Source organism: Paraburkholderia sp. BR10923 (assembly GCF_040948765.1).
In the GTDB taxonomy this organism is placed as follows: Bacteria; Pseudomonadota; Gammaproteobacteria; order Burkholderiales; family Burkholderiaceae; genus Paraburkholderia; species Paraburkholderia youngii.
In genome coordinates this window covers 453,079-477,905 of record NZ_JBFPKO010000003.1, presented here as the reverse complement: position 1 = coordinate 477,905, position 24,827 = coordinate 453,079, and the positions used below count along the sequence as shown (strand labels likewise).

Below are 24,827 nucleotides of genomic sequence, written 5' to 3'. Positions count from 1 at the left end.
AAATGAAGAGAACGTTTATTGGTTTGGATCTGGACGTAAAAAAGGTCCTGCTCAAGGAGTGGGATCCCATTGGCGTTGGCGATTCACCGGAAGCGGACGATGAATACGACTCATACGTCCAGGATATTAGTCGTATGCTTCGAGAGGAGAAAACAGTCGACGAGTTGTACGACTACCTCAGATGGGTTGAGGTCAAGCACATTGGTCTCGATGGCGATGAAGTGCATACCAGAACTGTTGCACATCGGCTCATGAACCTGGACAAGACCTCTCCTTGATATCCAGAACCAGTCGCACTACGCCGCGACCAGCAACGGTATCAGTGCGGGCGTGGGCTTCGGTAGTAACACCAACAAGGCGGTTGGCCCAGGTTCGGTGAGCGGCCATCCGGGCGTATCGCCGATGATCTCGCAGCACGAAAGCGGCGACGAGAGCGCAACCACGCGCAGCGCGATCAGCGCGGGCACGATCAACGTGACGAACAGCGCGGGCCAGACGCAGGACGTGGCGAACCTGTCGCGCGATACAACGAACACGAACGGCAAGGTTGCGAAAACGCCGGACGTGAACGCGATCCTGAACCAGCAGGCCGACACGATGCAGGCCGCGCAGGCGGCGGGCCAGACGGTATCGCAAGGCATCGGCGCGTATGCTGAATCAAAGCTGGAGGCGGCGCAGAAGGCCGGTGACGCGGCCGGAGAGGCCGCGTGGGCCGAGGGTGGCGACAACCGCGCGCTGCTGCACGCGGCGGGTGGTGCGCTGATTGGTGGCCTTGGTGGCGGCAGCGCGTTCGGGGCTATCGGTGGTGCTGCCGGGGCGGGCCTGTCGTCGAAGGTGGCGGCGCAGCTTGAGAGCCTTTCGAAGGGTGTAGCATCAGAAACGGGCTCGGAACTGCTCGGCAACCTCGCTGCGAACGTAGCGGCGGGCGTCGGAGGTGTACTCGTCGGCGGCACCGCAGGCGCGGCCACGGCGTCGAACGTCGAGTTGTACAACCAGATGCTTCATCAGAAGAAGAAGGACCTGGTTTCTCAGGTTTGTGGGGCCGGCGCGCAGTGCAGTGATGCAATGCTGAATGCTGTGATCCAGGCACAAGGGGAACTCTCTGGCGCAGCCGCAGATAACGTCGCCCAAACAGGAGCGGCTGTCGGACTGGCCGCGGGTGCCGCCGCCGCAATCGCTCTCGGTCCCGAGGCGTTCGCCGCATATAAAGCCGCTCAGGCTGCATATTCGCTGACAACCGGTGCGCTGACTGGAGCGACGAGTTCAGGCGGGCTATATACAGCATCAGCTGCATATGGAGCCTACAGGGACTACAAAGGTGGCCAAGACTTCGGCGCAAGTTTCAATGAACGCTTTTCCGCACCGGGAATCGCCGCTGCTTCGACCTTCGGTGCCATTAACGGCATGTTCAAAACATCGATGTTTAGCTGGGCGGGTGTCGCAAATTCGGCAAAGAATGTTGCCACGGTTCCTGGCTTTGTTATCCAGGCAAATGGACTTGCTTTGAGCCAAACTGCTGGTAAGGCGGCGCAGAGCGCGGTCCAGCAACATAACTTGAGTCAGTGATTTGGGAGGCGCTTATGTTTGATGGTTTCTGGAGCGGCGTCTTTGGCGGACTTTTTGGTTCAGCAGTCATGCGCTGGGCCAGGAAGTATCGGTATACGACGATATTCCTCATTGTGACAATTGCGGTGTATATCTTTTCGTTCGTACAGGATCTGGTGGATGTCGGCGGCCCTGCGGCTCTCGCCCGATTGCGAGAGTTTACTTTTACACCGATAGGTCTCTTGGTGCCGATGGGCATAGGTCTGCTGGCGGTTCTGTGTGTGTTTGTATGTGCAACCTTTGACGCGGAGAAGAAAGAGTGATCCGACTGCCAGCCTGCTGGTTTAAATCAACGAAAGTGAAGTTCCTATGCCCTTGCAACTGGTGAAGAAAAAAAATGACATCGGAGCAGAAATTTGCGTGCCAAATATTTGGATTGGTTGTCGGAGTGATCTTATTTGGACCTTTGGTGTAAAGATCATCTCTTCACGGATTGGTTGGTAACTGATAGCAAGTGATGAGGAGCTAACAGTGATCGACGGTTTCTGGAGTGGCATCTTTGGCGGCCTGCTTGGACCAACCATTTCGCGTTGGCTTGGGCGGTACACGTTTTGGAAAGTATTTTTCCTCACCCTAACTGCTATTTATGCGCTGATGTTTTAATTGCGGGTTTTAAATTCGGCGTCGTACATGCGATCAAAACGATATCGGCAATAATTTTTACAGTGCCGGGATTTTTTGCTCCAGCCGGGATTGCAGCGGCACTGGCATTCTGCGCGTTCCTCGGGACAACGGCAGCGAAGAAAAAGGAATAACTCCCGAGGGTCAGGCTGTCTACCTGATGACTTTCCGAAGGGCGAATGCGAGTCGAGAATCACAGGTTCTTTCTGAAAAATGGTGCATCGACTAAGCAGCAGTTCAGCTATCAACTAAAAGCAATTTCGCATGAAAATCCGCAAAAGGCTGGCGGCATTGCCGCTCACAGCCCTGATAACGCTCGCGCACGCGCAGCAGACGCCGACGCTCACACCAGCGGACAAAGCAGCAGCGGCACGCGCCAACGCCGAGCAGAACCAGCAGGTCGAGCAGCAACGCAATGCACAGGAACGCGAAGCGACGGTTAATGCACCTTCGGTGCGCTCGGCGATTGAACGCGCATCTGGCTGGCCTGATCTGCCGGGTGAAACACCGTGCTTCCGCATCGATTCGTTCGTGCTTGACGTGCCGGCGACACTGCCCGACGCAGTACGCAAACAGGGCGCATCCGCATTGCCGCTCGACCGCTTCGCGTTCGCCCGCGAATGGCTCGACCACTACACGGGACAATGCGTGGGCAAGGCAGGACTCGACACGCTCACGAAGGGCCTGCAACAGGTCATCCTGAACTGGGGATACATCACCACGCGTGTACTGTTGCCCGAACAGGACCTCTCTACCGGCGCGCTGAAGTTCGCGCTGGTGCCGGGTGTCGTGCGTGCGATCCGCTTCGCCGAACCAGCCACGCGCGGAACGTGGAAAACCGCCTTCCCGGCCCGCGAGGGTGACCTGCTGAACCTGCGCGACCTCGAACAGGGACTCGAACAGATCAAGCGCGTCAGCAGCCAGGACGCGGACATGAAAATCGAGCCAACTGATGTACCTGGCGAAAGCGACATTGTCGTCACGGTAAAGCGCGTGAAGCCGTGGACGGTGGTCGCCTCGGTGGACAACTCGGGCACGCGGGCCACCGGCAAGCTGCAAGGCAACCTGAGCCTGGGCATCGACAATCCGCTCGGGCTGAACGACATTTTCAACGTCGGTGTGAGTCAGGACCTCGAATTCGGCGACAAAGGTCTCGGTTCGCACGGCTGGAACGGCTCCTATACCGTTCCGTGGGGCTACTGGACCGGCACGCTGTCGGCCTATACGAACACGTATTACCAGCAGATCGCGGGCGTCAACACGACTTTCGTGTCGAGCGGCAATTCGCAGACGGTCGATTTCAGACTACAGCGGGTATTGATGCGCAGCCAGAACAACGTACTCGGCGCGCAGTTGAGGCTCACAAAGCGCTTCGGTGAAAGCTTCATTGAAGACACCGCTATTCCGCAGCAGCGGCGCAACAACACATTCATCGAGGCGGGGCTTACCGACCGTCACTACTTCGGCGCATCGCAGTTCGACGGCACTCTCGCGTACCGTCAGGGTGTGGGCGGACTTGGGGCGACACCAGACTTCTACGAGAATGGTCCGACTTACCGCTTCCGCATGGCCGTCCTCGACGCGAACCTGTCGGTGCCGTTCCAGATCGCGAACCAGACGCTACGCTACGTGACAAGCGTTCACGGACAGTTCACGAACAACACGCTCAACTACATCGATGACCTGACCATCGGCAGCCGCTACACGGTGCGCGGCTTCGACGGCGAAACGATGCTCGCGGCCGAGCGCGGTTTCTTCTGGCGCAACGAGCTTCAGCTACCGGTCGGCTCGACGGGCCAGGCCGCTTATGCCGGTATCGACTACGGCCGCGTGTTCGGGCCGAACACCGCATTTCTCGCCGGTACCCAACTCGCGGGCGCGGTGATCGGTGTGCGCGGCAGCGCATCGGCAAAGACAGGTGCGGTTGCCTGCGACCTCTTTGCAGCTACGCCCATCTATAAACCATCCGGCTTTCCAACTGCGCGCGTGACGCTCGGATTCCAGGTGACGGGGCAGTTCTGACAGACCGTCTTCGCCGTTTCCGCGCAGTTGCCGCAACTTCCCCACTGGCTCCCCACAGGACGCGTTTTAACGACCGCTGCAACCGTCTCAATCGCTGGAAGCCTTCTTCCGGCGGCGCTGCGCGCGCCGAAGCCCCGCTCCGGAACCACTGGTTGTTTCGGCGCTTCGTCCTCTCTACGCCTGGACCCCTTGAATCGGTATTCCGCCGCGACCTCAATGCGCTGCGACCTTTTTGTTCGCCTCTGCGTCGCTGTCGTTCAATGTCTCCAGAAAGGCGATCACGTCGCGGATATCGCTGTCCGACCAGACCGGCTTGCCGCCTTTGTGATTCGTCATCGGCGCGGTGCGATGGTCGACGTTGCTCTGGTATTGCACCGGCAGGTCGTCGAACTGCTGCTTGCCACCGGCATGCGGATACCACTTGCCCGGGTTCGTGTCGCGTTGCACGTAAAAGCGCAAAGCATCTTCGAGCGTGTGGAAGCGGCCGTTATGGAAAAAAACCTGGCGGGTTGCGGTGTTGCGCAGCGTGGGCGTTCTGAACATGCCGCAGTACCACTTGTTGTCGGTCTTGTCGGTCCGCATCGGGCCGCACAAACCCAGGTCGTAGTACGTCGGATCGGCGTTGGCCGGAATCTCCGGGTTGCGTGGCACGCCCAGTGTCTGGAAGTTGTAGTCGGAAAGCGTCGGATGCGCACCGGCCGCGCCCTTGTCGACCAGGTGACACGACGCGCAGTTGCCTCGCTCGGGATCGACGAACAGGCTGAAACCCCGCGCCTCCTGCGTAGTGAACTGCGCCTTGCCGTCCAGCACGCGATCGAACTTGCTGTCGAACGGTTGGAAGCTCGGATCGTCGAACTGGAAGCGCTCCAGCGACTTGCCGAGCGCTGCGAGCGCGTCGGCCGGACGCGAGAAGATGTCTTGACCGAACACGGCACGGAAACGCGCAGCGTAAGCGCTCCTGCTCAATCTGCTCGCGACCGCGGCAGCGTCCGCGTTGGCCATCTCGTCCGGATTCAAAAGCGGGAACGCGGCCTGGTCTGCCGGACGGTCGAAGCGCCCATCCCAGGTGTAGCCGCCGGAAGGCATGTTGTCGCCATCCTCCATGCGTTCCTTGGCGCTGCTCGCATACGTGTGCGTCCAGATCGGCACGCGCCGCAGATAGCGCAGCGATGGCACGGCACGCGTGCCGTAGTGCTTCATATCGGCGCCGCCCAGTTGCACGGCGAGGCCATTGGGCGGCCCATAGGCACGATCAGGGCTGTGACAGCTCGCACACGACTGCCGGCCCGACGCCGACAGCGACGGATCAAAAAAAGCCAGCTTGCCGATCTCGGCCATGTCCTTGTTGGAAGGCGCTGCGGAAGTTGCCGCGGGGGGTGTCGCGGCGGCTGCGGTGCTGATCGCCTCTTCCCTGGGGCCGCAGGCCGTGAGGAAGAAACTCGCAAAGAGAAAAAGGGCCGCCCCCCGGGCGGTCCCTTTCGTAAAGTGCAAAGCCATCGATCCTTACTGAGTGAAGATGTCGGAGCCGAAGGCCGTCAGATTCGCATCGTTTGCATAGCCCAGATACTGCGGAATACCGAATATGTTTTCCAGGCTCTTGAGCAGCGAGTAGTGGTTGTAGCCCGTAGCGGTGGTCGTTCCCGCCTTGATGAACGGTGACAACAGCACGGCCCCGGTGCGGTCGCCGCCCACGCCGTTGTAGTGCATGCCGAGGCTGAACGTGGTCGCCGTCGGGAATGCTGCCGTCAGCGCCGAAGCACTTGCCGAACCAAGCAATCCCGCAGCAGCGGAAATCGGATAGTTCGCCATCAGGAACTCGTCCTCGGGACGCGTCACATTAGGACCGCTCTGCTGGTTGGCGGTCGACGCGCCAGTCAGTTTGATCATCAGTTGCAGCGTCGTGCCGTTGAGGGACGGGCTATAACCGCCGCTGGACGCATTCGACTCATCGAAGTTGATGACGATCAAACCATCGCGCTGGTAAGCCGGCGAAGCCTGGATGATAGGAATCCACTTTTTCAGGAACGCGTCGATCGAAGTCAGACCGCCCGGTGCGCCGCTCTTGCAGCCCTTGCCTGCCGCGCCCGTGCCGTCGCCGTCATGGCCGTCATCGCACAGGTCCGGCGTGATGAACACGAGGTTCGGCGTGGTGTCGATCGACTTCAGATCGTTTTCCAGGTTTGCGTCCAGATTCACGACGTGCTGATCGCAATATTCGATGTCGTCGATGATCGAGTGAAAGTACACGAACGGATTGTGACGCGTTGCGTAGGCGTCCGCGATGACGTCGCCGGACGCGGAACCCGCCGAAGCCGACTGCGTACCGTCGACCGCCTTGGCGGGATCAGTGCCCGCCAGCTTCGCGGTACGGGTCGGGAAGCTGCACGTCTTCGTGCCGTCGCGGTTCAGGTCGTTACCCATGTCGCCCATGTAGCCCTTCCAGGCGAACTTGGCGTTATCGAGCTGGTTGGCAAGCGTCTTGACGCGCGCCGGATACACACAGCCGCCACCGGCGTGACCGTTCGCATCCGTGCCAGCCTTGAGCAGCTTGGCACCGTTGACCGGATCGGTGTAGTCGCCGGCATCGACGATGTCGGACCAGAGCGCGAAGCAGTCGGTCTCGGTATCCACCGTCGAGGGTTGACCGCTCATCATCGAGATGTAGTTATCGAGGCTGACGTGACCCGTACCGTAGTAGTTGGTCAGCATCGCGCCCTGCGTCGCGAGCGACTTCAGGTAAGGGTCCTGGCCACTGGTGGCCGCAGTCGTGCCAAAAGACTCCTCGTAGTCCTTGTTTTCCATCGTGATCACGAAAACGTGGCGCACCGCTTTTGCGCCGACAACCGCTTTGATGTAGTTGTCGCTTGCGGTCTTCAGGCTGGCAAGGCTGCTGTCGCTGTTGAAGTCGCCGAGCAGCTTGTCGGCCGGCACGCTGCCGTACTTCGCTGCGAGCGTGCTCTTTGCGTCGTCGAGCGTGGCGCCGCCCGCCACCAGTTGAGCCAGTTGCGTGGTGATGGCGCTGACGGTGCCCGTCGCGCCCTTGGGCGCGCGGAAGAACGTGCCGGAACCGAACTGGGTGCCCATGTTGTTGCCATTGGCATCGTTTTCCTGCGCGTTGGTCAGATCGGCGATCACATTCTTCCAGCCGCCGTTGCTCGCGTCGCCAATGGAGAATTTGCCCTTGGCATCGGTCACCGCATAGGGCTCGCCGCTATCGCACTTGCCGTTGTCGTTGAGGTCGAGACAGACCTTCGCATTCTGGATGTAGCTGCCGAGCACCTGGCCCGACACCTGGGGAACCATGCTGTTGCTGCCGCCACACGCGCTCAGGCCCGCCGCCACACCGATGCTGGCCAGCAGCGCACAAGCGCTCACCCGCAACATCCGACTCTTGTTCTTTGAAAAATCCATACGATGTCAATCCTCTACGCGCTGGACGGATGTCGTCTTCGCGAAACCTCGCCCGATTATTGAAATTATTGCTTCGGGCGGCAGTGTAAGAACGTTACGTGACAATTCCATTGCATCTTTGAAAGCAATGCACTTTGACACGCCACGGAGTCGACGATTACGCACCCGCTAACCCGAAAGGCCGTTAATGGTCGGGGCGCAATGCCGCCTTTTTTAGTCATCCTGCGTGAGCAGGAATATGCAACAGAAATAGAGATACCCGACACCATAGTAAATAGTTGTCAAAAAGGTTTTATCTCAATTTAAAGCCGTTGACCGTGTTGCGTTTTCGATGGTTAATTCGTCGGGTGTATTCTGGAAAAACAGCAGAGGTCAGATGGAAAAACAGAAGCAGGATGAAACCCGGGGCATGGAAGAGTGCCAGCTTTGTCGTATCACCTATTCCCTCTACTCAAACTTCCCGCCAATGCCGTCTGCAATGGCGCTGAACGCTGAAACCGGCGAATGGTTTCCGTTCGATAGTTTGAAGTCGTATGCAACCGGCTATGAGATGGCCGAAGCCCTGGGTTACGGATGGGCATGCAATTGTCGCGGACGCTCTCCGGATACTCCACAGAAAAAAGTCCCGTCATCAGTCTACGGCGCAACGCCCCGGCCGGTGCTTCCGCAGTCGTCTATCTGTCTCGATTGCATGATCCGCGCTGCCGTGCAAGGTGCGATGACCCTGGAGCGCTGATGATGCCCGCCTCTGTCAATGAACAGCTTCGCCAGTACAGGCAACGGCGCTACAGCGGCCACGTGCTGGCGCTGGTGGACGGTATCCAGTACCAACAGCATACCGGCCAGCAACTCACGGCCGAAACCGATCGGGCGGTTTCGCTGTTCGCGGGAACGCACGAGATGGCACTCGCACACGCGGGGCCGTGGCTGCTTGATCCGAAGATGGCGCGCGAGTTTATTGCGGACCTGCGCGAACTCGAACAGGCCCGCCCTGGCGTGATCTGGCTGAGTACCGCAGAGAGCCTTGAGCGGCAGGCCGCAAAGCTGCGCCCGCACCTGCATACCCGAATACCAAAAGGACGGTCGGCCCTGCTGCGCTTCTGGGACCCAAGGGTGTTGCATGCGCTCGATGCGGTATGCCGCGGCAAGAGCGAGCGTGAGCTTTTCAGGGCTGCCGACGCGTGGCACTACCTCAACGAAGGACGACGGTTCACCATCGACGACAATGGAATTTACCGAAGGACAATGGGCGCTTCTGAAAGCCTATGAAGACCGCAACTACGTGGACTTTATCCGCGGTCATATCGTGCGCGATTATCCCGCGCTGGCCAATGATCCGACCTTGCGGGACCGGCTTGATGGGGCCTTTGCGCAGACAAGGATGCTCCGTTTTACACATGACGGGCCGATAGTCGATTTCCTGTACGTGGAAGCAACCACGCCGGGGTTTTACTGGATTCCGGAGGTCATAGCATGGCTGCACAAGCCCGGCGTTCCGGCTGAACAGCGATTCGAAATCCTGATGCAGGCAACGCGAAAAAGACACCAGGAAATAAAGGAGAAACGTTGATGGCTATTCCATTCCCGGCGACGCTCGCACGCGCAGCAAACGCGATGGCGCAGGCAACGCCGATGCCTGTTCCGGTCCCCGCTGTCGCACCGTCTGCTGGCCCTGCGGGCAGCAGCGGCACGGGTGCGCGTGCAGACGGCGGATGGGGCGAACTAGCGCGTGACCGGTCCCGCGAACGCGAAAGGCCGTGCAAGTGCCCGCCTGAGAAGGGCGGCAAAAAGGTGCAAAGGAAGCACAGCATGAATCCTGAGCCGCGCCGCTACCAAGCCCGCATCACAGGGTTTGAGTACGGAATAGTGACGAACGGGCAAGGCAGGGAAACCAGCCAGGGCTGGAATATGGAGTGGGCGTGGCTAGGTACAGATTTTGATGGATTTCAACCGTCGCAATGTCTCTTGCAGGAAGCAAAGGGGAATTACGACCAATTTATTGGCGCAGACGATAAACCAAAGCCGTTTTTTGTGGGCTTTAAAAGAATGGCGGATCAAATATTTGATCAAGGGGCTACAGTGCGCGCAAATCCTCCGGCAAGGCTCACGTGGTATTTTCAGACCCCGAAGACGAGGGAATATATGATTTCCACGCTTCGAGCCGCTGGTGTGCCATCAGTCAATCAACCCTGATCCACTCATGAATCTGTTTGAACAACATCGCGATAGTAGCGTCATCCCCTCTTCAGCGTTTGAGTTTCATATTCGCCGACTGCGTCCGCTTATTGATTTGATGACGCAAAAGGACAGGACCTTGGCCAATTGGTATATGCAAGGCGATACCATCACGGAGGCTTTGCTGTGCAAGGTTTACGAAAATAATGAGCCCTCCGAGGCGGCCGTTCTTTCGCTAGCCGATGAATATAAGGGAAAAGCTTCGAATGCCACGAAATCAATCGGCATCTGGAATGGTGTTGAATCGGATGGCGAAGGGGCCACCGCTTATGTTTCGTTCGATGGAGGAGGGGTAATTTCTCAAATTTTTGATTTGGAAATTGGCGAGAAGAATCTCAATTCCTCAAGATTGGGTGAATATAAATCCGTTGCCGAGATTGTGGCGAAGACGGTTGAGATTTACGCGTCACTTTACGTGACTTTTGGGCCGCGCAAGTACACGACCGAAGCCGTCTTCGATGATCGTCTTGCCGTAAGCTGGATGCTTTACCTGCCGCACGTTCTCACGCAGGCCCAAGTGCCCGAAGCGCGCGACCTTATCCCTGTCATGCGCGATGGCAAGCAGCAAGGCACGATCGTCGTCAGCGTGACGGATGAAGTCTTCGATGTGCACAACCGGGAGCACGTCAAGGCGGCAAATGATATCGAAATCCGCCTCGCCGATCAGGACCTGTTGCCACGTTTCGTTGATCTCTGAGTTCGGTTCGCTGTTCCCGCTTTTGCGGGGTTTTCCCCGCGAAAAGGCCCGCGCCGCAGCGGGGCCTTTTCTACGTCACGCGAGGATCCACCGATTGCGATGGCGCACGGTCAACGCCATTAGACCGACAAGCAAGGAAAGACCAACACCGCAAGAACAAGGACAAATAAACTCCGCCGCTGCAAAAGGGCAAGCCCGCACCGTCAATGATCCACAGCCCCCGTGCCGCCAGGCACATCAGTAGCAACAACATCCACCACATCCTGCGCGCCAGCACTCTCCCCCTCATGAGCCGGCTCAACATCAGCCCCACTCTCGAGCCGATGCAACCAGGCCAACAACTCGGCAACAGCCTGATAAAGCTCGGGAGGAATCCGCGCATCCAGATCGACCTGCATCAACAGCGACACCATCTCGGGCGCCTCGTGCACATACAGCCCTGCTTCCTTCGCGCGCTGCACGATCATGTCAGCAAGCAGCCCATACCCCTTTGCGACCACACGCGGCGCGGGCTCCCCGCCATGAGCGTCATAAACGAGCGCAGCCGCGCTGCGACGATGGGTGCGGCTCATCAGATATCCCAATCGAAGTCGTCGCGCGACGCGGTGCTCGCCGCCGCCGACTCGGTTGCAGCCGCCGACGCCGACCGTGCATACGCGCCCGCCGCCTGCGCCCCCCCCGCCGAGGCGCCAGCCGCAGCAGCCGCCGGTGCACCGCCGCCAATCTCCCGAATCGTCAAGCCCTGCAGCTCGATCCCCGCCGCCGCGAGCCGCTGACGGAAACCGTCACCCTGATTCGCGAGCCGCGCGGCGCCCCGCGGGCTCGCCTGCACGCGCGCGCTCAGCCGCGTGCCGGTCAGCGTCAGTTCGGCATCGACGGTGCCGAGCGTCGGCAGCGACAGCGTCAGGCGCGTGCGCCACGGCTGGTCGTCTTCGCTCGCGAGGCCGCCGCCGCTGCGGTCCCATTCGTCGCCATCCTGCTCGATGGTCCAGTCCAGACGCGCGCCGGGCCACGCCTCGCCGGTCCAGCGAAACTGTCCGGTCGCGAGCAGATCGAGCTGCTGGCGCACGAGCGGCACCGTCGCCGGATGCACCGCCGCCGCCATTGCCTGCGCGCTCTGCGATGGACCCGCATCGGCCGCCTGCGACGCCGCGCCGTGCGGCCCCGCATGTGTGGACTGCCCGTTCAGATCGGACACCGAACTGGCCAGCAGCTCGCCCGCGACGAGGCGCGCGGCCTGTGCGGTCAGGATCGACGGCATCGCGTGCGAGGCCGGGTTGTTGTCGGCGGCGTTCGGCGTGCCAGCCGGCGTGCCGTTCGGCGCGCCGCGTGGCGTCGCCGCGGCGGCTCCGTTCGCCGAAGCGGACCGCGTACTCGCGTCGCCTGCGTCGGCGCTCCAGCCGGGGGACAATTGAGAATCTGCGACGAGCTGATTCTGTGCCTCGTTCGCCAGTTGAGCCGGCGAACGCTGGCCGACCAGCCACGCCGCGAGATGCGCCTCGTAGAACAGGCCGCTGTCGGCCACTGTCTTTTGCAGCGCGGCCGCGAGCGCCGCGACGGGCACTTCGGTCGCCGCCACGCTCGCGGTGGCGGCCGCGGTAGCGTGGGCAGCAGCGTTGGGATTGGTATTGAGATTCGCAGAAGCGGCGGAATCGCCAGTAGCGGCGCCCGCGTTGGTCAGCGGCAAGCTCTCGATGGCGACGTCGAGCGCCGGCGCGGCCGCCCAGATCGGCGCGCGGCCGAGCACCGCCGGTGTCGCCTCGCCGCCCGAGTGCGCGATCGCGTTCAGCGTCAGAGCGACGGCCGACAGCGCGGTTTGCGCGGACGACTGCGGCGCTGGCGTCGCGTTCGCAGGCGCCGCGGGAACCTTGGTATCGACGCCGGCCGCGCCGGTCTGCGAGGTGGTCGCGGTTCCCGGCGCAATGTTGAGCAGGCTGTCGATCCGGCTCGACAGCACCGAAGCGAGGGCCGAATCGATTCCGTTCATGCCGGTTCCTTGGTCGCATCGGCGGCAATGCGCGCGATGCTCTGATTGCTGCGATCCTTCAGACGCGCACGGCGTGACGCCAGCTCACCCGCGTGCCCGCCCGCACTCAGCGCGCCCCGTACAACTCCTTGAGCACACGCGTCGGCCGGCCGGCGAACAGCGCCGACAGATGCGCCATGGTCGGATTCGCGAGGTCGCGGATCGCGGCGTCGTCGGCGAGGATCTGGCGGATCAGCGCGTACTTGCGCAGGCGCTCGGCCTCGTCGAGCTTGACGCCCACGTCGGCTTCGCGCAGCGCTTCGACCAGATGCCGATACTCTTCCTGCAAGTGCACCAGGTCGCTCCACAGTGCACGGCGGGCCGCGATCAGCATGCGGCAGGACAGCGCGGCGACCGCTTCATAGCGGGCAAAATAGTCTGCGTTCGATGTCATCTCAGGCTTTCCGCGGCTGGCTGTGCCGCCATCCGCGCGATCTCCGGGGCAATCCCGATCCATGCCTCTTCGAGCGTCGCGAGCAGTCGGTCCACTTCCACGAGCATCGCGTCGCTCTGATTGATATTGGCCTGCAACAGCCGACGCGCCATATAGTCGTACAACGCATTGAGCCGTTCGGCGATTTCGCCGCCTGCCTCGAGGTTGAGCGACGCCTGCAGCCCGCTTTCGATGATCCGGATCGCCTTGTTGATCGCCATGCCACGCTCGGCCACGTTGCCCTGCTGCAAATGCAGGCGGCTTTGCGCGATCGCCTGGCGTGCACCCTGGTACAGCAACACGATCAGACGATGCGGACTTGCGCCCATGACGGATGTCTCGATACCGACACGCGCATACGCGTTGGCTCCAGCGTGTCCTTGGGAAAACATCGGCGCTCCTCCTCTGATACTGGCTGCGGTTAAGTCGTGGCGTGGCCGCGCGGCGCGTCGCCGCGCCAATCGCTGACATGTACTTTGGTTATCGGATGCACGACGACAAAGCTTTAGTCCGGTGTCGGGAGGATCGAAAGCGCCGCTGGGCGGGCACGGAAGACGCGGCGCGAAGCCGTCGGCGCATGTGCCGGCAGCGGCTTGCCGGATCGTCGGACGGGCCTCCAGCGGACCTTCGGGCAAGTCCTTCAGGCAGTCCCGCGCGATCCCGCTCAGATCGACATCTGCGCGATGTCGTTGTACGCGGCGACCAGCTTGTTGCGCACCTGCAGGCCGAACTGGAAGCCGATGTTGGCCTTCTGCATATCGACCATCACGTCGTTCAGCGACACGTTCGACGCGCCGAGTTCGAACGCCTGCGACTCACCGATCGCCTTCTGCTGGTCGCTGCTGATCTTGTCGAGCGAGGCCTTCAGCGCCGCCGCGAAGTTGGTCGGCGTCGCCGCGCCGGATTGCTCCGCCACTGGGGTCGAGCCGCCGGCCGCCTGCGCCGCCATCGCCTGCATCTGTTGCAGCGCCGACGATAGCGCGTTCACGGGCATGGTCATCTTCTTCTCCGTTGGATAGGCGATCGGAGCACCGGAAGTGTACCGATCTGGACGAAAGCATAGCAGCGGCCCCACGCGGAAAGTCCCGAAACTAGGGGGGAAACCCGGCTCTATTCAAGCAATCGGGTTGGGCGGCGCTGGGGATAATTTCAAGGGTGAAAGTCTCTGTCCGTCCGCCGAGCCCCGGCGCGGCATCACGGCAGAACGCCAAGGCATCCCCCGGAGAAACCCGACGCATGGATTCGTCAGCCAACTCTTTGATCAACCCCGACGCCCGCATGGGGCTCGCCGGCGCGCAGCCCGCGGCCGCTCAGGCCGCGAGCGGCCAGGCCGGCGGCACGGCCGACCTCGGCGGCCTCGGCGGCCTCGGAGGTCTCGGCGGCAATTTCGGCCAGCGTCTGTCCGGACTCGCGCAGATGCGCGGCAACCCGCGCGCGCCGCTCGTGTTCGCGGTCGCGCTGCTGGTGGCGGTCGTCGCCGGTCTGTTCCTGTGGTCGCGCGCGCCTAGCTACAAAGTGCTCTACAGCAATCTGTCCGACCGCGACGGCGGCTCGATCATCACCGCGCTGCAGCAGGCCAATATCCCATACAAGCTGTCCGAAAGCGGCACCGCGGTCCTCGTGCCCGCCGAGCAGGTTCATGAGACGCGCCTGCGCCTCGCCTCGCAGGGACTGCCGAAGAGCGGCTCGGTCGGCTTCGAGCTGATGGACAACCAGAAATTCGGCATCAGCCAGTTCGACGAACAGGTCAACTATCAGCGCGCGCTCGAAGGCGAACTCGAACGCACGATCGGATCGATCTCGAGCGTCAAATCGGCGCGTGTGCACCTCGCGATTCCGAAGCCGAGCGTATTCGTGCGCGACAAGGAACCGCCGTCGGCGTCGGTGCTCGTGAACCTGTACCCGGGCCGCGTGCTCGACGAAGGGCAGGTGGTCGCGATTACGCACATGGTGGCGTCGGCGGTGCCGCAAATGCCGGTGCGCGGCGTGACGATCCTCGACCAGGACGGCAACCTGCTCACGCAGCCAAGCAACGGCAGCGGCCTCGATGCAACCCAGCTGAAGTTCCGCCAGCAGATCGAACGCAACACGCAGCAGCGCATCGACACGATCCTCGCGCCGCTGTTCGGCGCCGGCAACGCGCGCTCGCAGGTCAGCGCCGACATCGACTTCTCGCACAGCGAGCAGACTTCGGAGAAGTACGGCCCGAACGCCAATCCGCAGGACGCCGCGATCCGCAGCCAGCAGACGAGCAGCGCCACCGAAATGTCGCAGGGCGGCGCCTCGGGGGTGCCGGGCGCGCTGTCGAATCAGCCGCCGCAGCCGGCCTCCGCGCCGATCGTGGCCGGCAACGGCGCGAGCTCGGTGAGCACGACGCCGATCAGCGATCACAAGGATTCGACCATCAACTACGAGCTCGACAAGACCGTGCGTCACATCGACCAGCCGATGGGCGGCATCCGCAGGCTGACGGTCGCCGTGGTCGTCAACTATCTGCGGGTCGTCGATCCGAAGGGCCACGTGACGATGCAACCGGTCAGCGCCGACAAGCTCGCGCAGATCACGCAGCTCGTGAAGGACGCGATGGGCTACGACGCGTCGCGCGGCGACTCGGTCAACGTGGTCAACAGCGCGTTCACCACCGATCTCGATCCGAACGCCGACCTGCCGTGGTGGCGCACCCCGGACATGCTCGCGCTGTACAAGCAGATCGCGACGTACCTCGGCATCGGCGCGGTGGCCCTGTTCCTCTACTTCGTGATGGTGAAGCCGGCGCTGCGCCGCGCCTTCCCGCCGCCGCCCGAGCCGGTGCCCGCGCTGATGTCGCCAGACGAACCGGTGCTGCTCGACGGCATCCCGGCCGAGGAGCGCGATGGCGCGGTGGTCGAAATCGAAGCGGATAGCGAGAAGCTCGCACTCGAAAACGCGAAGCACAAGTACGAGCGGAACCTGGAGTTCGCGCGCAACATCGCGCGTCAGGATCCGAAGATCGTAGCAACCGTCGTCAAGAACTGGGTGTCCGATGAGCGCTGAAGGCGTAGTGAAGAGCGCGCTGCTGCTGATGTCGATCGGCGAGGAAGAGGCGGCGCAGGTGTTCAAGTTTCTGGGCCCGCGTGAGGTTCAGAAAATCGGCGTCGCCATGGCCGCGCTGAAAAACGTCACGCGCGAGCAGATCGACGAGGTGCTGCAGGAGTTCGTGCGCGAGGCCGAGCAGCACACCGGCATGTCGCTCGATTCGAGCGATTACATCCGCTCGGTGCTGACCAAGGCGCTCGGCGACGACAAGGCCGGCGCGATCATCGACCGGATCCTGCAGGGCAGCGACACGAGCGGCATCGAAGGCCTGAAGTGGATGGACTCGTCGGCGGTCGCGGAACTGATCAAGAACGAGCATCCGCAGATCATCGCGACGATCCTCGTGCATCTTGACCGCGACCAGGCCTCGGAGATCGTGTCGTGCTTCCCGGAGCGCCTGCGCAACGACGTGCTGCTGCGGATCGCGACCCTCGACGGCATCCAGCCGGCCGCGCTGCGCGAACTCGACGACGTGCTGACCGGCCTGCTGTCGGGCAGCGACAACCTGAAGCGCAGCCCGATGGGCGGCATCCGCACGGCGGCCGAGATTCTGAACTTCATGTCGAGCAACCACGAGGAAGGCGTGATCGAAAACGTGCGCCAGTACGACGCCGAGCTCGCGCAAAAGATCATCGACCAGATGTTCGTGTTCGAGAACCTGCTCGACCTCGAAGACCGTGCGATCCAGCTGCTGCTGAAGGAAGTCGAATCCGAGGCGCTGATCATCTCGCTGAAGGGCGCGCCGCCCGCGCTGCGTCAGAAGTTCCTGTCGAACATGTCGCAGCGCGCGGCCGAGTTGCTCGCCGAAGACCTCGACGCACGCGGCCCGGTGCGCGTGTCCGAAGTCGAGACGCAGCAGCGCCGCATCCTGCAGATCGTGCGCAACCTGGCCGAGAGCGGCCAGATCGCGATCGGCGGCAAGGCGGAAGACGCATATGTCTGATTCGAACGCCCCGGCAAAGGACGGCCTCTCGGCTTACCAGCGCTGGGAGATGGCGTCGTTCGACCCGGCCCCGCCGCCGCCCCCGCCGGCCGAACCCGAGTTCGACGAGCGCGCGTTCGAAGCCGAACTCGAGCGGCGCCGCGAAGCCGCGCATGCGCAGGGCGTCGCGTCCGGTCATGTGGCCGGCCAGGCGCTCGGCTATCAGGCGGGCTACGACCAGGGGCGCGCGCAGGGTTTCGCGCAGGGCCAGACCGAGGCGCGCGAGGAAGCGATGCGGCTCGCCGCGCTGGCCGAAACCTTCAAGACCGCGCTCGATGGCGCGCAGCACGCGATCTCCGAAACGCTGATCGCACTCGCGCTCGACATCGCGCAACAGGTCGTGCGCCAGCACGTGCAGCACGACCCGACCGCGCTGATCGCGGCCGCGCGCGAGGTGCTCGCGGCTGAGCCCGCGCTCTCCGGGGCGCCGGCGCTGATCGTGAGTCCCGCCGATCTGCCGGTCGTCGAGGCGTATCTGCTCGAAGAATTGCAAACGCGCGGCTGGACCGTGCGTACCGATGCATCGGTGGAGCGTGGCGGTTGCCGCGCGCAGGCCGGCACCGGCGAGGTCGACGCGGGCATCGACACGCGCTGGCAGCGCGTCGCCGCCGCTCTCGGCAAGGTGAGCACGTGGTGAAGCCGACACTCGACGAGATCCGCGCGAGCGATCTGACGCCGCTCGAACGCGAACTCGCGTTGGCGTCGTTCGGCGCCGAGGCGCTGGCCGATGTCGAGTCGTCCGGTTTTCCGGAGCCCCCGGATGCGGGATGGCACGCTCCCGCGAGTGAGCATCCGGCGGCAGGCGCGGCGGTGAGCCGCCCGTCCGCCGCGAAGGACCACGCCGCTCACGCGCCGCACGTACCGTCCTACGATCCCGCGCTCGACATCAATCCGCATATGCAGGCATGGCGCGGCCAGCTCGACGCGCTGCGCGCGCGCAACGCGATCGCGAAGCCGCTGCGCGCGTGCGGGCGTCTGACGCGCGCGGCCGGTCTGGTTCTCGAAGCGGTCGGGCTGCGCCTGTCGGTCGGCGCCGAAGTGATGATCGAGCTGCCGCCCGGCAGTTCGCTGCCGATGGCCGAAGCCGAAGTGGTCGGCTTCTCCGGCGACAAGCTGTTCCTCATGCCGACCACCGAAGTGATCGGCCTGTTGCCCGGCGCGCGCGTCTTTCCGCTCGAAAGCGCGCCGATCGCCGATCCGCTCGCCGGCGCGAAGCGTCTGCCGGTCGGCTGGGAATTGCTCGGCCGCGTGCTCGACGCATCGGGCCGTCCGCTCGACGGGCTCGGCCCGCTCGGCACGCAAACCGATGCGCCGCTGTCCGCACCGGTCATCAATCCGCTCAATCGCGAGCCGATTCACAAGGTGCTCGACGTCGGCGTGCGCGCGATCAACTCGCTGCTGACCGTCGGCCGTGGTCAGCGCATGGGGCTGTTCGCGGGTTCGGGCGTCGGTAAATCGGTGCTGCTCGGCACGATGGCGCGCTACACCAGCGCCGAGGTGATCGTGATCGGCCTGATCGGCGAACGCGGCCGCGAAGTGAAGGAGTTCATCGAACAGATTCTCGGCGAGGAAGGCCTGGCGCGCTCGGTCGTGATCGCCGCGCCGGCCGACGTGTCGCCGCTGCTGCGGATGCAGGCCGCCGCGTACTCGACCTCGCTCGCCGAATACTTCCGCGACCAGGGCAAGCACGTGCTGCTGCTGATGGATTCGCTGACCCGTTACGCGATGGCGCAGCGCGAGATCGCGCTGGCGATCGGCGAGCCGCCCGCCACCAAGGGCTATCCGCCGTCGGTGTTCGCGAAGCTGCCGGCGCTGGTCGAGCGCACCGGCAACGGACCGGCGGGCGGCGGCTCGATCACCGCGTTCTACACGGTGCTCACCGAAGGCGACGACCAGCAGGACCCGATCGCCGACTCCGCGCGCGCGATTCTCGACGGCCACATCGTGCTGTCGCGCTCGCTCGCCGAAGCCGGCCACTACCCCGCGATCGATATCGAAGCGTCGATTAGCCGGGCAATGACCGCGTTGATCGACGATAACCATCTGAATAAAACGCGTATGTTCAAGCAGATGCTGTCGCGCTACCAGCGCAACCGCGATCTGATCAACGTCGGCGCCTATTCGGCCGGGCGCGACGCGCTGCTCGATCGCGCGATCGCGCTGTACCCGCGGATGGAAGCGTTCCTGCAGCAAGGCTTTCGCGAGTGCGCGAACTTCCAGCCGAGCATCGACATGCTCAACGCGCTGTTTGCTTAGGGCCGAGGAGGCTGACGATGTCGAAACACTTTCCGATCAAGACGCTGATCGGTCTCGCGCAGGACGACGTGGATGCCGCCGCGCAGCGGCTCGGCCGCGCGCAGCGCGAGCGCAACGACGTAGAGGCGCAACTCGATGCACTCGTGCAGTACCGCAACGAATACTACGCACGCTTCACGGAGAGCGCGCAGTCGGGCATGCCCGCCGGCAACATGCGCAATTTCCAGGCGTTCCTCGACACGCTCGACGCCGCGATCGAGCAGCAGCGCAACCTGCTCGCGGCGGCGAGCGCGCGCGTCGAGGCGGCGAAGCCCGACTGGCAGCGCCAGAAGCAGAAGCTCGGTTCGTACGAAGTGCTGCAGGCGCGCGGCGAGGCGGCCGAGGCGAAGGTTGCGGCGCGGCGCGAACAGCGCGACGCTGACGAATTCGCGGCCCGAAGTCTGCGCATGCGAGCCGACGGCGCGTGAGGCCTTGCCTCACGGTTAATGCCTGACGACACACCCGTTTGACCGATTCACAGGATTCTTTATGTCGCTTCTTTCACAGATCGGCTCGCAACTGAGCGCGCTGCTCGACGCGAGCAGCAATGGGTCGAGCAGCGCGGCCGCGAACGCCGCGAGCCCGACTCCGTTCGCGCAGACTTTGCAGCAGAGCATCGACCAGCAGAACAGCGCGAATCAACAGCAGACCGGTTCAGCGAAGGCGTCGCAAGCCTCGGCACCGAGCGCGCCCAGTGCACCCGCACCCGCGCCGGCGCCCGCTCCGTCGCAGCAGAGCGCGAGCAGCGGCCAGAACGCCAGCGGCACGACGAGCAACGCGGCGAGCAGCAGCGCTTCATCGTCGTCCACGACGCCGACGACACCCACGCAGCAGGCATCGAACAGCCAGTCGACCACGACGCAAACCAGGCAGCAAGACACCAAGGCGCAGACCGACGCTGGCGCGCTCGCCGCCGCGGCGGCTGCCGTCCAGGCACAGGCGCAAGCGCAGGCACACGCCTCCGTCAATAACGCCGATGCGAACGCGACCACGGCTACCGCTACCGCTACCGCTACCGATGCCGCAAGCTCCGCGGCCGACGCGGTGAGCGCGCTGGCCGGCACCGCCACGAGCGCGCTCACGGCCGCCGCGGCGAGCACGAAAGGCGCGGTCGATCCGAAGTCGCTGCAGGATGCGTTGCAGAGTGCGTTGTCCGCGCTATCGAGCGGCCAGGGCGCGGTGCCTGCGGCCGCGCTCGCCAGCGGCGCGGCTGCGAAAGCCGCGAGCGTATCGAGCGCGGTGCGCGGCCTTAGCAACACGAAAAATGACCTGAACGGCACCTCGGACGACAAGACGGTCGGCACCGGCACCGGCAAGGGCACCTCGACCATCCACACGACGCCGACGACCGCAATGGCCGCCGCGACCGCGCTGGCCGATCCATCGACAGCGAAGTCGGCCGCCGACGCAATGAGCGCCGCGGCCGCGACGAGCGGCCAGGCTGACAACGTTGCATTGGCGCGCAGCGCGTCCGAGGCGGCGAACAGCGCGCTGGCCGCGGCGCAGGCGGCAGCGAACGCTGCGAGCACGACGGCGGCGGTGCAGAGCACCGGCAACGCGAGTGCTGCCGCCGCCGCGAACGCGTTGACGCCGCAGGTCGGCACGAGCGCGTGGGAAGAAGCGTTGAGCCAGAAGGTGGTGTTCTTGTCGAATGCGCATTCGCAGAGTGCTGAACTGACGCTCAATCCGAAGGATCTGGGGCCGTTGCAGGTCGTGTTGCAGGTGGCGGATAACCATGCGCATGCGCTGTTCGTGTCGCAGCACCAGTCGGTGCGGGAGGCGGTCGAGGCGGCGTTGCCGAAGCTTCGCGAGGCGATGGAGTCCAATGGGATTGGGCTTGGCAGCGCGAGTGTGAGTGATGGGTTTGCCCGGCAGAGCGGGCAACAGCAGCAGAGCGCTGGCGCGGGTGGGTCGAATGGGAAGGGCGGCGGTAGTGGTACTGGTGGCTCCCTTGCAGGGGACAGCTCGGGGGACGCCAGCGATGCCATCGCTAATGTTGCCGTGCGGCAGCAGGTTGGATTAGTCGATACTTTTGCCTGAAGCGAGGCCGGGCGCTTTCTTGTCGTTGTTCTGGCTGTCTTGGCCTTTCCTTGTCTTGTCGGTCTATTAGCGTTGCCCCTGTGCGGGGCGGCACCTACTTTGCTGCTGCGAAGCGATGCATCCCGCTGAACCCCTTGTCAGACTGGGTTTTCGGCGAAATTCACCCGGCCTGACCCCTGTCACTACCCCTGTCATAAATTACCCTGAGCCCCAGAACGGCCGAATTTTTTAAAATTCGCGTGCGGGCTTCGTGACGCTCGCGGGTGCGAAGCTACCCGCCGAGACCCGCGAACCCGTCAGCGCCCGGATTTGCCCGGTCTGCGTGTCAATCTGCGTGCTTCGCTGTCGTGTAGTTGCGCGCGCATCGAGATCGATGGCTCAGGCGATCGACGGCGTGATCAGTCATCGCAGTGGCAGCGGGCGCGGGGGCAGGCGACGGGGGGTGGTCGGGAAAAAAATCCGGGGCGGCGAAAATACCCGCAGCACCTTTGCATTTTCGAGCGCACATTGCGCAACCGGGGGTCCACCGCCGCGGCACCGGCCGCGCACCCCGGGCCGACCGCGGCCGCACGTCACGCCAACCGCACGATCATCGTGCGCGCAGCGCGCTGTCCAGCGTGGCCTCGGCCAGTGCGCGGGCAGCTTCCACGTGCGTCGAGGCGGCCGTGACGAGATTGCTGGCGTCGTGAGCGTCGATCAGCGTTCCGGCGACGTGCAGCAGCGAAGCGATCACGTCGAGTTCACGGGCGAGGGTTTCGAGCACGTCAGTGTCGGACTGCGGCGCGTGATCAGGCACGGCGTCGAGCTTCGGGAAGGCTTGGGTCATCGCGGGGCGTGGGCTCAGGTGAGTCAGGACGGCCAATTGTATCGGCCAGCGTCGAGCCCACTGCGCCGGGTGCCACACTCAGGTGTCGTCGCTGACCAGTCGCGCGAGCGTGTCGAGAACCTTCGCATCGGACAATGCGTCTGCGAGCGCAGCCCGTTCAAAGGACGACATGGGTGCCCGTCCCGCATATTGCGGGTCGGCGATGTAGCTGCCGCGCGGGCGATGCCGGATCGCTGCGCCGGTGACGCTCAACGTCTCGCGCGTCACGCCGCTGTTGTGCGGCCGTGTGGCGCTGCTGGCGCGCATCGCGTCGCGCAGGCGTTCGCGGAGTTCGTCGCCGGTCATGACGGCCTCCCGCTGCGGCGACTGCGCTGCTCGCGTTTGCGCAGGCGGTCGCGTTCGCGACGCGTCAGACCGGGGGCAGGCGGGACCGCTTCGTACCGCTCGGGTGGCCGCGCTGTCCAGTGTGCGCGACCCGATCCGATATCCTCGACAATCCGCCCGATCGCACGCTCGCCGATGTCCGCCATGACCGTCTCCGACACGTTGCCCACGCAACGATCGATTCTGGACCCGGCTCACAGCACGCGCAACAAAAAGGCCGCACGGCGCAACTGGGGGGCGACGCCGCACGGCCGTCAAGGACACTCGCGGTTGCACGTGGATATTTGAGATCCCGCCACGTGCGCCGGGATCATCCGGTTTCGTTCAGCGTGGATGCCTGCGCGCAGGAAGGACGAACCCATAGCCGCTGTCCAGTTCCACGATCATCCGTCGCTGGCCGTCCGCATCGAGAAATGCCATTCGCGCGATGTGCGCATCTGGCCCGCGCGTCGCGCGATCGATCGCCCGGATGAACTTTTGCAGGCCCGCGCTGCGCTGTTCGGCTCCGGTCAGTTCGATCCTCGGGTCAACGTCGATCAGCCTGCCCAGCACGAGGTCGGGATTCATCCATGTGAGTGTCGCGGGGGTGGTCTTCACGGTCATGGTGTGTCGTCCCCGTAGAAGACTGCTTCGAGTTCGGCCAGCGTGACGGGTGGCTGGCCCGCCACAGCACGTTCGCGATCAATCTCGCAGACCACAGCCCAGATCGCATTCGCGATCTTCGCGCACAGCAGATCGACTTCGCGCTCGGATACGGCACTGCTGCTGCGATCGTCGTCACCATCGCCGCCGGGGTCCCGCCGGAAAAACAGTCGCATGCTGGTCTCCTATGCCGCTGCGCGCGCCTTCACCTTCGGCGCGTCGGCCTTGCGCACACCAGACGCATCGGCGATCCACCTCACCGCATCGTCGCGCAACCGCTGCCACGCGCAGAACTGCTCGGCGCGCAATGCCAGCAGATTGCTTTGCCACAGCGGCAGACCCTGCGAGCCGCTATCGGTCTCGATGGTGATGATCGACTCGCCGGTAGCGGAGGGCTCCACCGGTCCCATCCAGAGTTCGATGCCGCTCAGGTCGGCGATGCCCATGAAGCCTGCGCTCAGGTCGCTGCTGGTCACGACCACGACCCCGCTCGCAAAGCCACCAGCGACGCCAACCGTTGACCAGTCCACCGCGAGACGCGCGGCGACCGATGGCGTGCAGATGATCGCGCTGGTGTCGAGATTGCCGGGAAATGAATCGAGCAGTGCGAACAGATCGTCGGCCGCGTCGCCGCTCGACGGCAGCGCCGTGATGCCCTGAAAAATTCCACCGGGGCTCGCATCGCTCGCGGGCTCGTCGCTGGCGAACGTGGTGTTGAGTTTCGTGGTGACGGCGCGTGAGAGGTTACGCGTGATCCACGCATTGGCGGCATCGCCTACCTGCTTGCCGAACTCGTCCGTGATCACGATCGTGCCGCTGCATTTCTTCGGCACCATGCGCGTCGCCACGAACGTGTCCCCGGTCACGTTTTTCAGTTGCAGTTCGGCGGTCCAGCCTGCCGAGGCGGTGCTACCCTCGGCCAGCAACGGCGTGTAGGGGAGCGTGCGCTGGAACGAAGCGGGCAGCGCTTCTTCGAGGCGGCCGATGATCGACGTGGCCCGGATCGCGGAGACGAAACCCGCGAAGCCACCGAACGCGACCGGCAGGCCGTCGCCGCTGATGCTGCCGGTGCTGATCGCTTCGGCTTTCGTCAGGTACTCGTAGGCCCGGCTGCGCGTGCCGTAGCTGGCGGCGGCACGGAGCTTGGCGTTGGCGATGTCGCCCTGCGCGAGCGCGAGTGACCTTGCGACCTGCGCGAATGTGTAGTCCATGCCCTGACTCCGGTGTTCGATGTTGCCTGAAGCATCGCGCCGTGCGTGAGAAAACGCGATACACGAAAGTGCCCGTTTTACATTTCGCCTTCGAGCCACGCCGCGACATCGCCGATGCGGTATCGCCTGTGGTTGGTGCGCATGTAGTAGCGCGGCACCGGCAGACCCTGATCGACGCGGCGCGCGAGGCGCGAGACGGAGCGGTAGCCGAGCAGCCGGGTGGCATCACGTTCGGCAATCGAGTCGTCGGGTGCGATCGCGATGCCGTGATCGATGCACCAGCGGCGCAACTGGCGCTCGATCTCGTCAGTGGCGTCCACGA

At 63.7% G+C, this 24,827-nt stretch carries 27 protein-coding genes and 1 pseudogene; 15 read left to right on the top strand and 13 right to left on the bottom strand.

The features are described 5' to 3' along the window. Positions 1 to 2: 2 nt before the first annotated feature. The 4 genes and pseudogenes from AB3X94_RS08170 to AB3X94_RS08155 all read left to right on the top strand — a co-directional run bounded on the left by AB3X94_RS08170 (position 3) and on the right by AB3X94_RS08155 (position 4,248). Positions 3 to 278 carry a hypothetical protein gene (locus AB3X94_RS08170; RefSeq protein WP_176110021.1) on the top strand — a complete coding sequence of 92 codons (276 nt, stop codon included), beginning with the start codon at positions 3 to 5 and terminating at the stop codon, positions 276 to 278. Beyond that, positions 277 to 993: pseudogene (locus AB3X94_RS08165) on the top strand (hypothetical protein); the annotation flags it as partial. The gene AB3X94_RS08170 and the pseudogene AB3X94_RS08165, both read left to right, overlap by 2 nt. A gap of 587 nt (positions 994 to 1,580) precedes the next feature. Further along, positions 1,581 to 1,868, top strand: a complete 288-nt coding sequence (locus AB3X94_RS08160; RefSeq protein WP_368611242.1) for a hypothetical protein — start codon at positions 1,581 to 1,583, stop codon at positions 1,866 to 1,868. A 622-nt stretch (positions 1,869 to 2,490) separates the two neighbouring features. Next, complete coding sequence (locus AB3X94_RS08155; protein ID WP_368611241.1) at positions 2,491 to 4,248, top strand: ShlB/FhaC/HecB family hemolysin secretion/activation protein; 1,758 nt, start codon at positions 2,491 to 2,493, stop codon at positions 4,246 to 4,248. 213 nt (positions 4,249 to 4,461) lie between these two features. Here AB3X94_RS08155 and AB3X94_RS08150 read toward each other — a convergent pair whose 3' ends face one another. Beyond that, a complete protein-coding gene (locus AB3X94_RS08150) occupies positions 4,462 to 5,586 on the bottom strand; it encodes a cytochrome-c peroxidase (protein ID WP_368611240.1) in 1,125 nt (374 codons plus the stop codon). A gap of 165 nt (positions 5,587 to 5,751) precedes the next feature. Then, a complete protein-coding gene (locus AB3X94_RS08145) occupies positions 5,752 to 7,659 on the bottom strand; it encodes an alkaline phosphatase family protein (RefSeq protein ID WP_368611239.1) in 1,908 nt (635 codons plus the stop codon). Between the two features lie 376 nt (positions 7,660 to 8,035). Here AB3X94_RS08145 and AB3X94_RS08140 point away from each other — a divergent pair, with 376 nt between their 5' ends. The 5 genes from AB3X94_RS08140 to AB3X94_RS08120 all read left to right on the top strand — a co-directional run bounded on the left by AB3X94_RS08140 (position 8,036) and on the right by AB3X94_RS08120 (position 10,591). Then, positions 8,036 to 8,395 carry a hypothetical protein gene (locus AB3X94_RS08140; RefSeq protein WP_368611238.1) on the top strand — a complete coding sequence of 120 codons (360 nt, stop codon included), beginning with the start codon at positions 8,036 to 8,038 and terminating at the stop codon, positions 8,393 to 8,395. Further along, entirely contained in the window at positions 8,395 to 8,928 is a 534-nt protein-coding gene (locus AB3X94_RS08135; RefSeq protein WP_368611237.1) for a DUF4123 domain-containing protein, read from the top strand. The genes AB3X94_RS08140 and AB3X94_RS08135 overlap by 1 nt, the downstream gene beginning before the upstream one ends. Further along, the gene (locus AB3X94_RS08130; RefSeq protein ID WP_368611236.1) at positions 8,885 to 9,229 is read left to right on the top strand and encodes a hypothetical protein; all 345 of its coding nucleotides are present in this window, start codon (positions 8,885 to 8,887) and stop codon (positions 9,227 to 9,229) included. Before AB3X94_RS08135 ends, AB3X94_RS08130 begins: the two co-directional genes overlap by 44 nt. 239 nt (positions 9,230 to 9,468) lie before the next feature. Continuing rightward, positions 9,469 to 9,852, top strand: coding sequence for a restriction endonuclease fold toxin 5 domain-containing protein (locus AB3X94_RS08125; protein WP_368611235.1), 384 nt, complete (start codon positions 9,469 to 9,471; stop codon positions 9,850 to 9,852). Positions 9,853 to 9,859: 7 nt separating this feature from the next. Then, positions 9,860 to 10,591, top strand: a complete 732-nt coding sequence (locus AB3X94_RS08120) for an immunity 52 family protein (protein WP_368611234.1) — start codon at positions 9,860 to 9,862, stop codon at positions 10,589 to 10,591. A 203-nt stretch (positions 10,592 to 10,794) separates the two neighbouring features. Here the strand turns inward: AB3X94_RS08120 and AB3X94_RS08115 are convergent, their stop codons facing one another. From AB3X94_RS08115 to fliE, 5 genes are all read right to left on the bottom strand, one after another. Next, complete coding sequence (locus AB3X94_RS08115) at positions 10,795 to 11,163, bottom strand: EscU/YscU/HrcU family type III secretion system export apparatus switch protein (RefSeq protein ID WP_176110011.1); 369 nt, start codon at positions 11,161 to 11,163, stop codon at positions 10,795 to 10,797. Then, positions 11,163 to 12,578, bottom strand: coding sequence for a flagellar hook-length control protein FliK (locus tag AB3X94_RS08110; RefSeq protein WP_368611233.1), 1,416 nt, complete (start codon positions 12,576 to 12,578; stop codon positions 11,163 to 11,165). Before AB3X94_RS08110 ends, AB3X94_RS08115 begins: the two co-directional genes overlap by 1 nt. Positions 12,579 to 12,684: 106 nt before the next feature. Further along, the gene (locus AB3X94_RS08105) at positions 12,685 to 13,011 is read right to left on the bottom strand and encodes a flagellar protein FliT (RefSeq protein ID WP_176110009.1); all 327 of its coding nucleotides are present in this window, start codon (positions 13,009 to 13,011) and stop codon (positions 12,685 to 12,687) included. Continuing rightward, positions 13,008 to 13,442 (bottom strand): flagellar export chaperone FliS, encoded by a 435-nt coding sequence (gene fliS / locus AB3X94_RS08100; protein WP_368611232.1) that lies wholly within the window; start codon positions 13,440 to 13,442, stop codon positions 13,008 to 13,010. The genes AB3X94_RS08105 and fliS overlap by 4 nt, the downstream gene beginning before the upstream one ends. 272 nt (positions 13,443 to 13,714) lie before the next feature. Then, on the bottom strand, positions 13,715 to 14,050 hold the full coding sequence (fliE, locus tag AB3X94_RS08095; RefSeq protein ID WP_176110007.1) for a flagellar hook-basal body complex protein FliE: 336 nt from the start codon (positions 14,048 to 14,050) through the stop codon (positions 13,715 to 13,717). Positions 14,051 to 14,286: 236 nt separating this feature from the next. Between fliE and fliF the strand changes: the two genes are divergently transcribed. The 6 genes from fliF (at position 14,287) to AB3X94_RS08065 (ending at position 21,442) form a co-directional block, all read left to right on the top strand. After that, a complete protein-coding gene (gene fliF, locus AB3X94_RS08090; RefSeq protein WP_368611231.1) occupies positions 14,287 to 16,083 on the top strand; it encodes a flagellar basal-body MS-ring/collar protein FliF in 1,797 nt (598 codons plus the stop codon). Then, a complete protein-coding gene (gene fliG / locus AB3X94_RS08085) occupies positions 16,073 to 17,068 on the top strand; it encodes a flagellar motor switch protein FliG (RefSeq protein ID WP_176110005.1) in 996 nt (331 codons plus the stop codon). The genes fliF and fliG overlap by 11 nt, the downstream gene beginning before the upstream one ends. Further along, positions 17,061 to 17,744 (top strand): flagellar assembly protein FliH, encoded by a 684-nt coding sequence (gene fliH / locus AB3X94_RS08080; RefSeq protein WP_176110004.1) that lies wholly within the window; start codon positions 17,061 to 17,063, stop codon positions 17,742 to 17,744. Before fliG ends, fliH begins: the two co-directional genes overlap by 8 nt. Further along, complete coding sequence (gene fliI / locus AB3X94_RS08075) at positions 17,738 to 19,363, top strand: flagellar protein export ATPase FliI (RefSeq protein WP_176110003.1); 1,626 nt, start codon at positions 17,738 to 17,740, stop codon at positions 19,361 to 19,363. Before fliH ends, fliI begins: the two co-directional genes overlap by 7 nt. A gap of 17 nt (positions 19,364 to 19,380) precedes the next feature. Further along, positions 19,381 to 19,830: a flagellar export protein FliJ gene (gene fliJ, locus AB3X94_RS08070; protein WP_368611230.1), complete on the top strand. Its 450-nt coding sequence runs from the start codon at positions 19,381 to 19,383 to the stop codon at positions 19,828 to 19,830. 61 nt (positions 19,831 to 19,891) lie between these two features. Continuing rightward, entirely contained in the window at positions 19,892 to 21,442 is a 1,551-nt protein-coding gene (locus AB3X94_RS08065) for a flagellar hook-length control protein FliK (protein ID WP_368611229.1), read from the top strand. A 589-nt stretch (positions 21,443 to 22,031) separates the two neighbouring features. Here the strand turns inward: AB3X94_RS08065 and AB3X94_RS08060 are convergent. The 6 genes from AB3X94_RS08060 to AB3X94_RS08035 all read right to left on the bottom strand — a co-directional run bounded on the left by AB3X94_RS08060 (position 22,032) and on the right by AB3X94_RS08035 (position 24,825). Then, complete coding sequence (locus AB3X94_RS08060; RefSeq protein WP_368611228.1) at positions 22,032 to 22,268, bottom strand: hypothetical protein; 237 nt, start codon at positions 22,266 to 22,268, stop codon at positions 22,032 to 22,034. A 78-nt stretch (positions 22,269 to 22,346) separates the two neighbouring features. Further along, entirely contained in the window at positions 22,347 to 22,613 is a 267-nt protein-coding gene (locus AB3X94_RS08055) for a hypothetical protein (RefSeq protein WP_368611227.1), read from the bottom strand. 363 nt (positions 22,614 to 22,976) lie between these two features. Continuing rightward, positions 22,977 to 23,219 carry a hypothetical protein gene (locus AB3X94_RS08050; protein WP_368611226.1) on the bottom strand — a complete coding sequence of 81 codons (243 nt, stop codon included), beginning with the start codon at positions 23,217 to 23,219 and terminating at the stop codon, positions 22,977 to 22,979. A 32-nt stretch (positions 23,220 to 23,251) separates the two neighbouring features. After that, entirely contained in the window at positions 23,252 to 23,470 is a 219-nt protein-coding gene (locus AB3X94_RS08045) for a hypothetical protein (RefSeq protein WP_368611225.1), read from the bottom strand. 9 nt (positions 23,471 to 23,479) lie between these two features. Beyond that, the gene (locus AB3X94_RS08040; RefSeq protein WP_368611224.1) at positions 23,480 to 24,505 is read right to left on the bottom strand and encodes a phage major capsid protein; all 1,026 of its coding nucleotides are present in this window, start codon (positions 24,503 to 24,505) and stop codon (positions 23,480 to 23,482) included. Positions 24,506 to 24,582: 77 nt separating this feature from the next. Beyond that, positions 24,583 to 24,825, bottom strand: coding sequence for a hypothetical protein (locus tag AB3X94_RS08035; RefSeq protein ID WP_368611223.1), 243 nt, complete (start codon positions 24,823 to 24,825; stop codon positions 24,583 to 24,585). Positions 24,826 to 24,827: the final 2 nt, after the last annotated feature.

What these genes read in the sequence shown, in the direction of transcription:
- AB3X94_RS08170 (WP_176110021.1), top strand. Translation starts at nt 3, where the DNA reads ATGAAGAGAACGTTTATTGGTTTGGATCTGGACGTAAAAAAGGTCCTG.
- AB3X94_RS08160 (WP_368611242.1), top strand. Translation starts at nt 1,581, where the DNA reads ATGTTTGATGGTTTCTGGAGCGGCGTCTTTGGCGGACTTTTTGGTTCA.
- AB3X94_RS08155 (WP_368611241.1), top strand. Translation starts at nt 2,491, where the DNA reads ATGAAAATCCGCAAAAGGCTGGCGGCATTGCCGCTCACAGCCCTGATA.
- AB3X94_RS08150 (WP_368611240.1), bottom strand. Translation starts at nt 5,586, where the DNA reads ATGGCCGAGATCGGCAAGCTGGCTTTTTTTGATCCGTCGCTGTCGGCG.
- AB3X94_RS08145 (WP_368611239.1), bottom strand. Translation starts at nt 7,659, where the DNA reads ATGGATTTTTCAAAGAACAAGAGTCGGATGTTGCGGGTGAGCGCTTGT.
- AB3X94_RS08140 (WP_368611238.1), top strand. Translation starts at nt 8,036, where the DNA reads ATGGAAAAACAGAAGCAGGATGAAACCCGGGGCATGGAAGAGTGCCAG.
- AB3X94_RS08135 (WP_368611237.1), top strand. Translation starts at nt 8,395, where the DNA reads ATGATGCCCGCCTCTGTCAATGAACAGCTTCGCCAGTACAGGCAACGG.
- AB3X94_RS08130 (WP_368611236.1), top strand. Translation starts at nt 8,885, where the DNA reads ATGGAATTTACCGAAGGACAATGGGCGCTTCTGAAAGCCTATGAAGAC.
- AB3X94_RS08125 (WP_368611235.1), top strand. Translation starts at nt 9,469, where the DNA reads ATGAATCCTGAGCCGCGCCGCTACCAAGCCCGCATCACAGGGTTTGAG.
- AB3X94_RS08120 (WP_368611234.1), top strand. Translation starts at nt 9,860, where the DNA reads ATGAATCTGTTTGAACAACATCGCGATAGTAGCGTCATCCCCTCTTCA.
- AB3X94_RS08115 (WP_176110011.1), bottom strand. Translation starts at nt 11,163, where the DNA reads ATGAGCCGCACCCATCGTCGCAGCGCGGCTGCGCTCGTTTATGACGCT.
- AB3X94_RS08110 (WP_368611233.1), bottom strand. Translation starts at nt 12,578, where the DNA reads ATGAACGGAATCGATTCGGCCCTCGCTTCGGTGCTGTCGAGCCGGATC.
- AB3X94_RS08105 (WP_176110009.1), bottom strand. Translation starts at nt 13,011, where the DNA reads ATGACATCGAACGCAGACTATTTTGCCCGCTATGAAGCGGTCGCCGCG.
- fliS (WP_368611232.1), bottom strand. Translation starts at nt 13,442, where the DNA reads ATGTTTTCCCAAGGACACGCTGGAGCCAACGCGTATGCGCGTGTCGGT.
- fliE (WP_176110007.1), bottom strand. Translation starts at nt 14,050, where the DNA reads ATGACCATGCCCGTGAACGCGCTATCGTCGGCGCTGCAACAGATGCAG.
- fliF (WP_368611231.1), top strand. Translation starts at nt 14,287, where the DNA reads ATGGATTCGTCAGCCAACTCTTTGATCAACCCCGACGCCCGCATGGGG.
- fliG (WP_176110005.1), top strand. Translation starts at nt 16,073, where the DNA reads ATGAGCGCTGAAGGCGTAGTGAAGAGCGCGCTGCTGCTGATGTCGATC.
- fliH (WP_176110004.1), top strand. Translation starts at nt 17,061, where the DNA reads ATGTCTGATTCGAACGCCCCGGCAAAGGACGGCCTCTCGGCTTACCAG.
- fliJ (WP_368611230.1), top strand. Translation starts at nt 19,381, where the DNA reads ATGTCGAAACACTTTCCGATCAAGACGCTGATCGGTCTCGCGCAGGAC.
- AB3X94_RS08065 (WP_368611229.1), top strand. Translation starts at nt 19,892, where the DNA reads ATGTCGCTTCTTTCACAGATCGGCTCGCAACTGAGCGCGCTGCTCGAC.
- AB3X94_RS08060 (WP_368611228.1), bottom strand. Translation starts at nt 22,268, where the DNA reads ATGACCCAAGCCTTCCCGAAGCTCGACGCCGTGCCTGATCACGCGCCG.
- AB3X94_RS08055 (WP_368611227.1), bottom strand. Translation starts at nt 22,613, where the DNA reads ATGACCGGCGACGAACTCCGCGAACGCCTGCGCGACGCGATGCGCGCC.
- AB3X94_RS08050 (WP_368611226.1), bottom strand. Translation starts at nt 23,219, where the DNA reads ATGAATCCCGACCTCGTGCTGGGCAGGCTGATCGACGTTGACCCGAGG.
- AB3X94_RS08045 (WP_368611225.1), bottom strand. Translation starts at nt 23,470, where the DNA reads ATGCGACTGTTTTTCCGGCGGGACCCCGGCGGCGATGGTGACGACGAT.
- AB3X94_RS08040 (WP_368611224.1), bottom strand. Translation starts at nt 24,505, where the DNA reads ATGGACTACACATTCGCGCAGGTCGCAAGGTCACTCGCGCTCGCGCAG.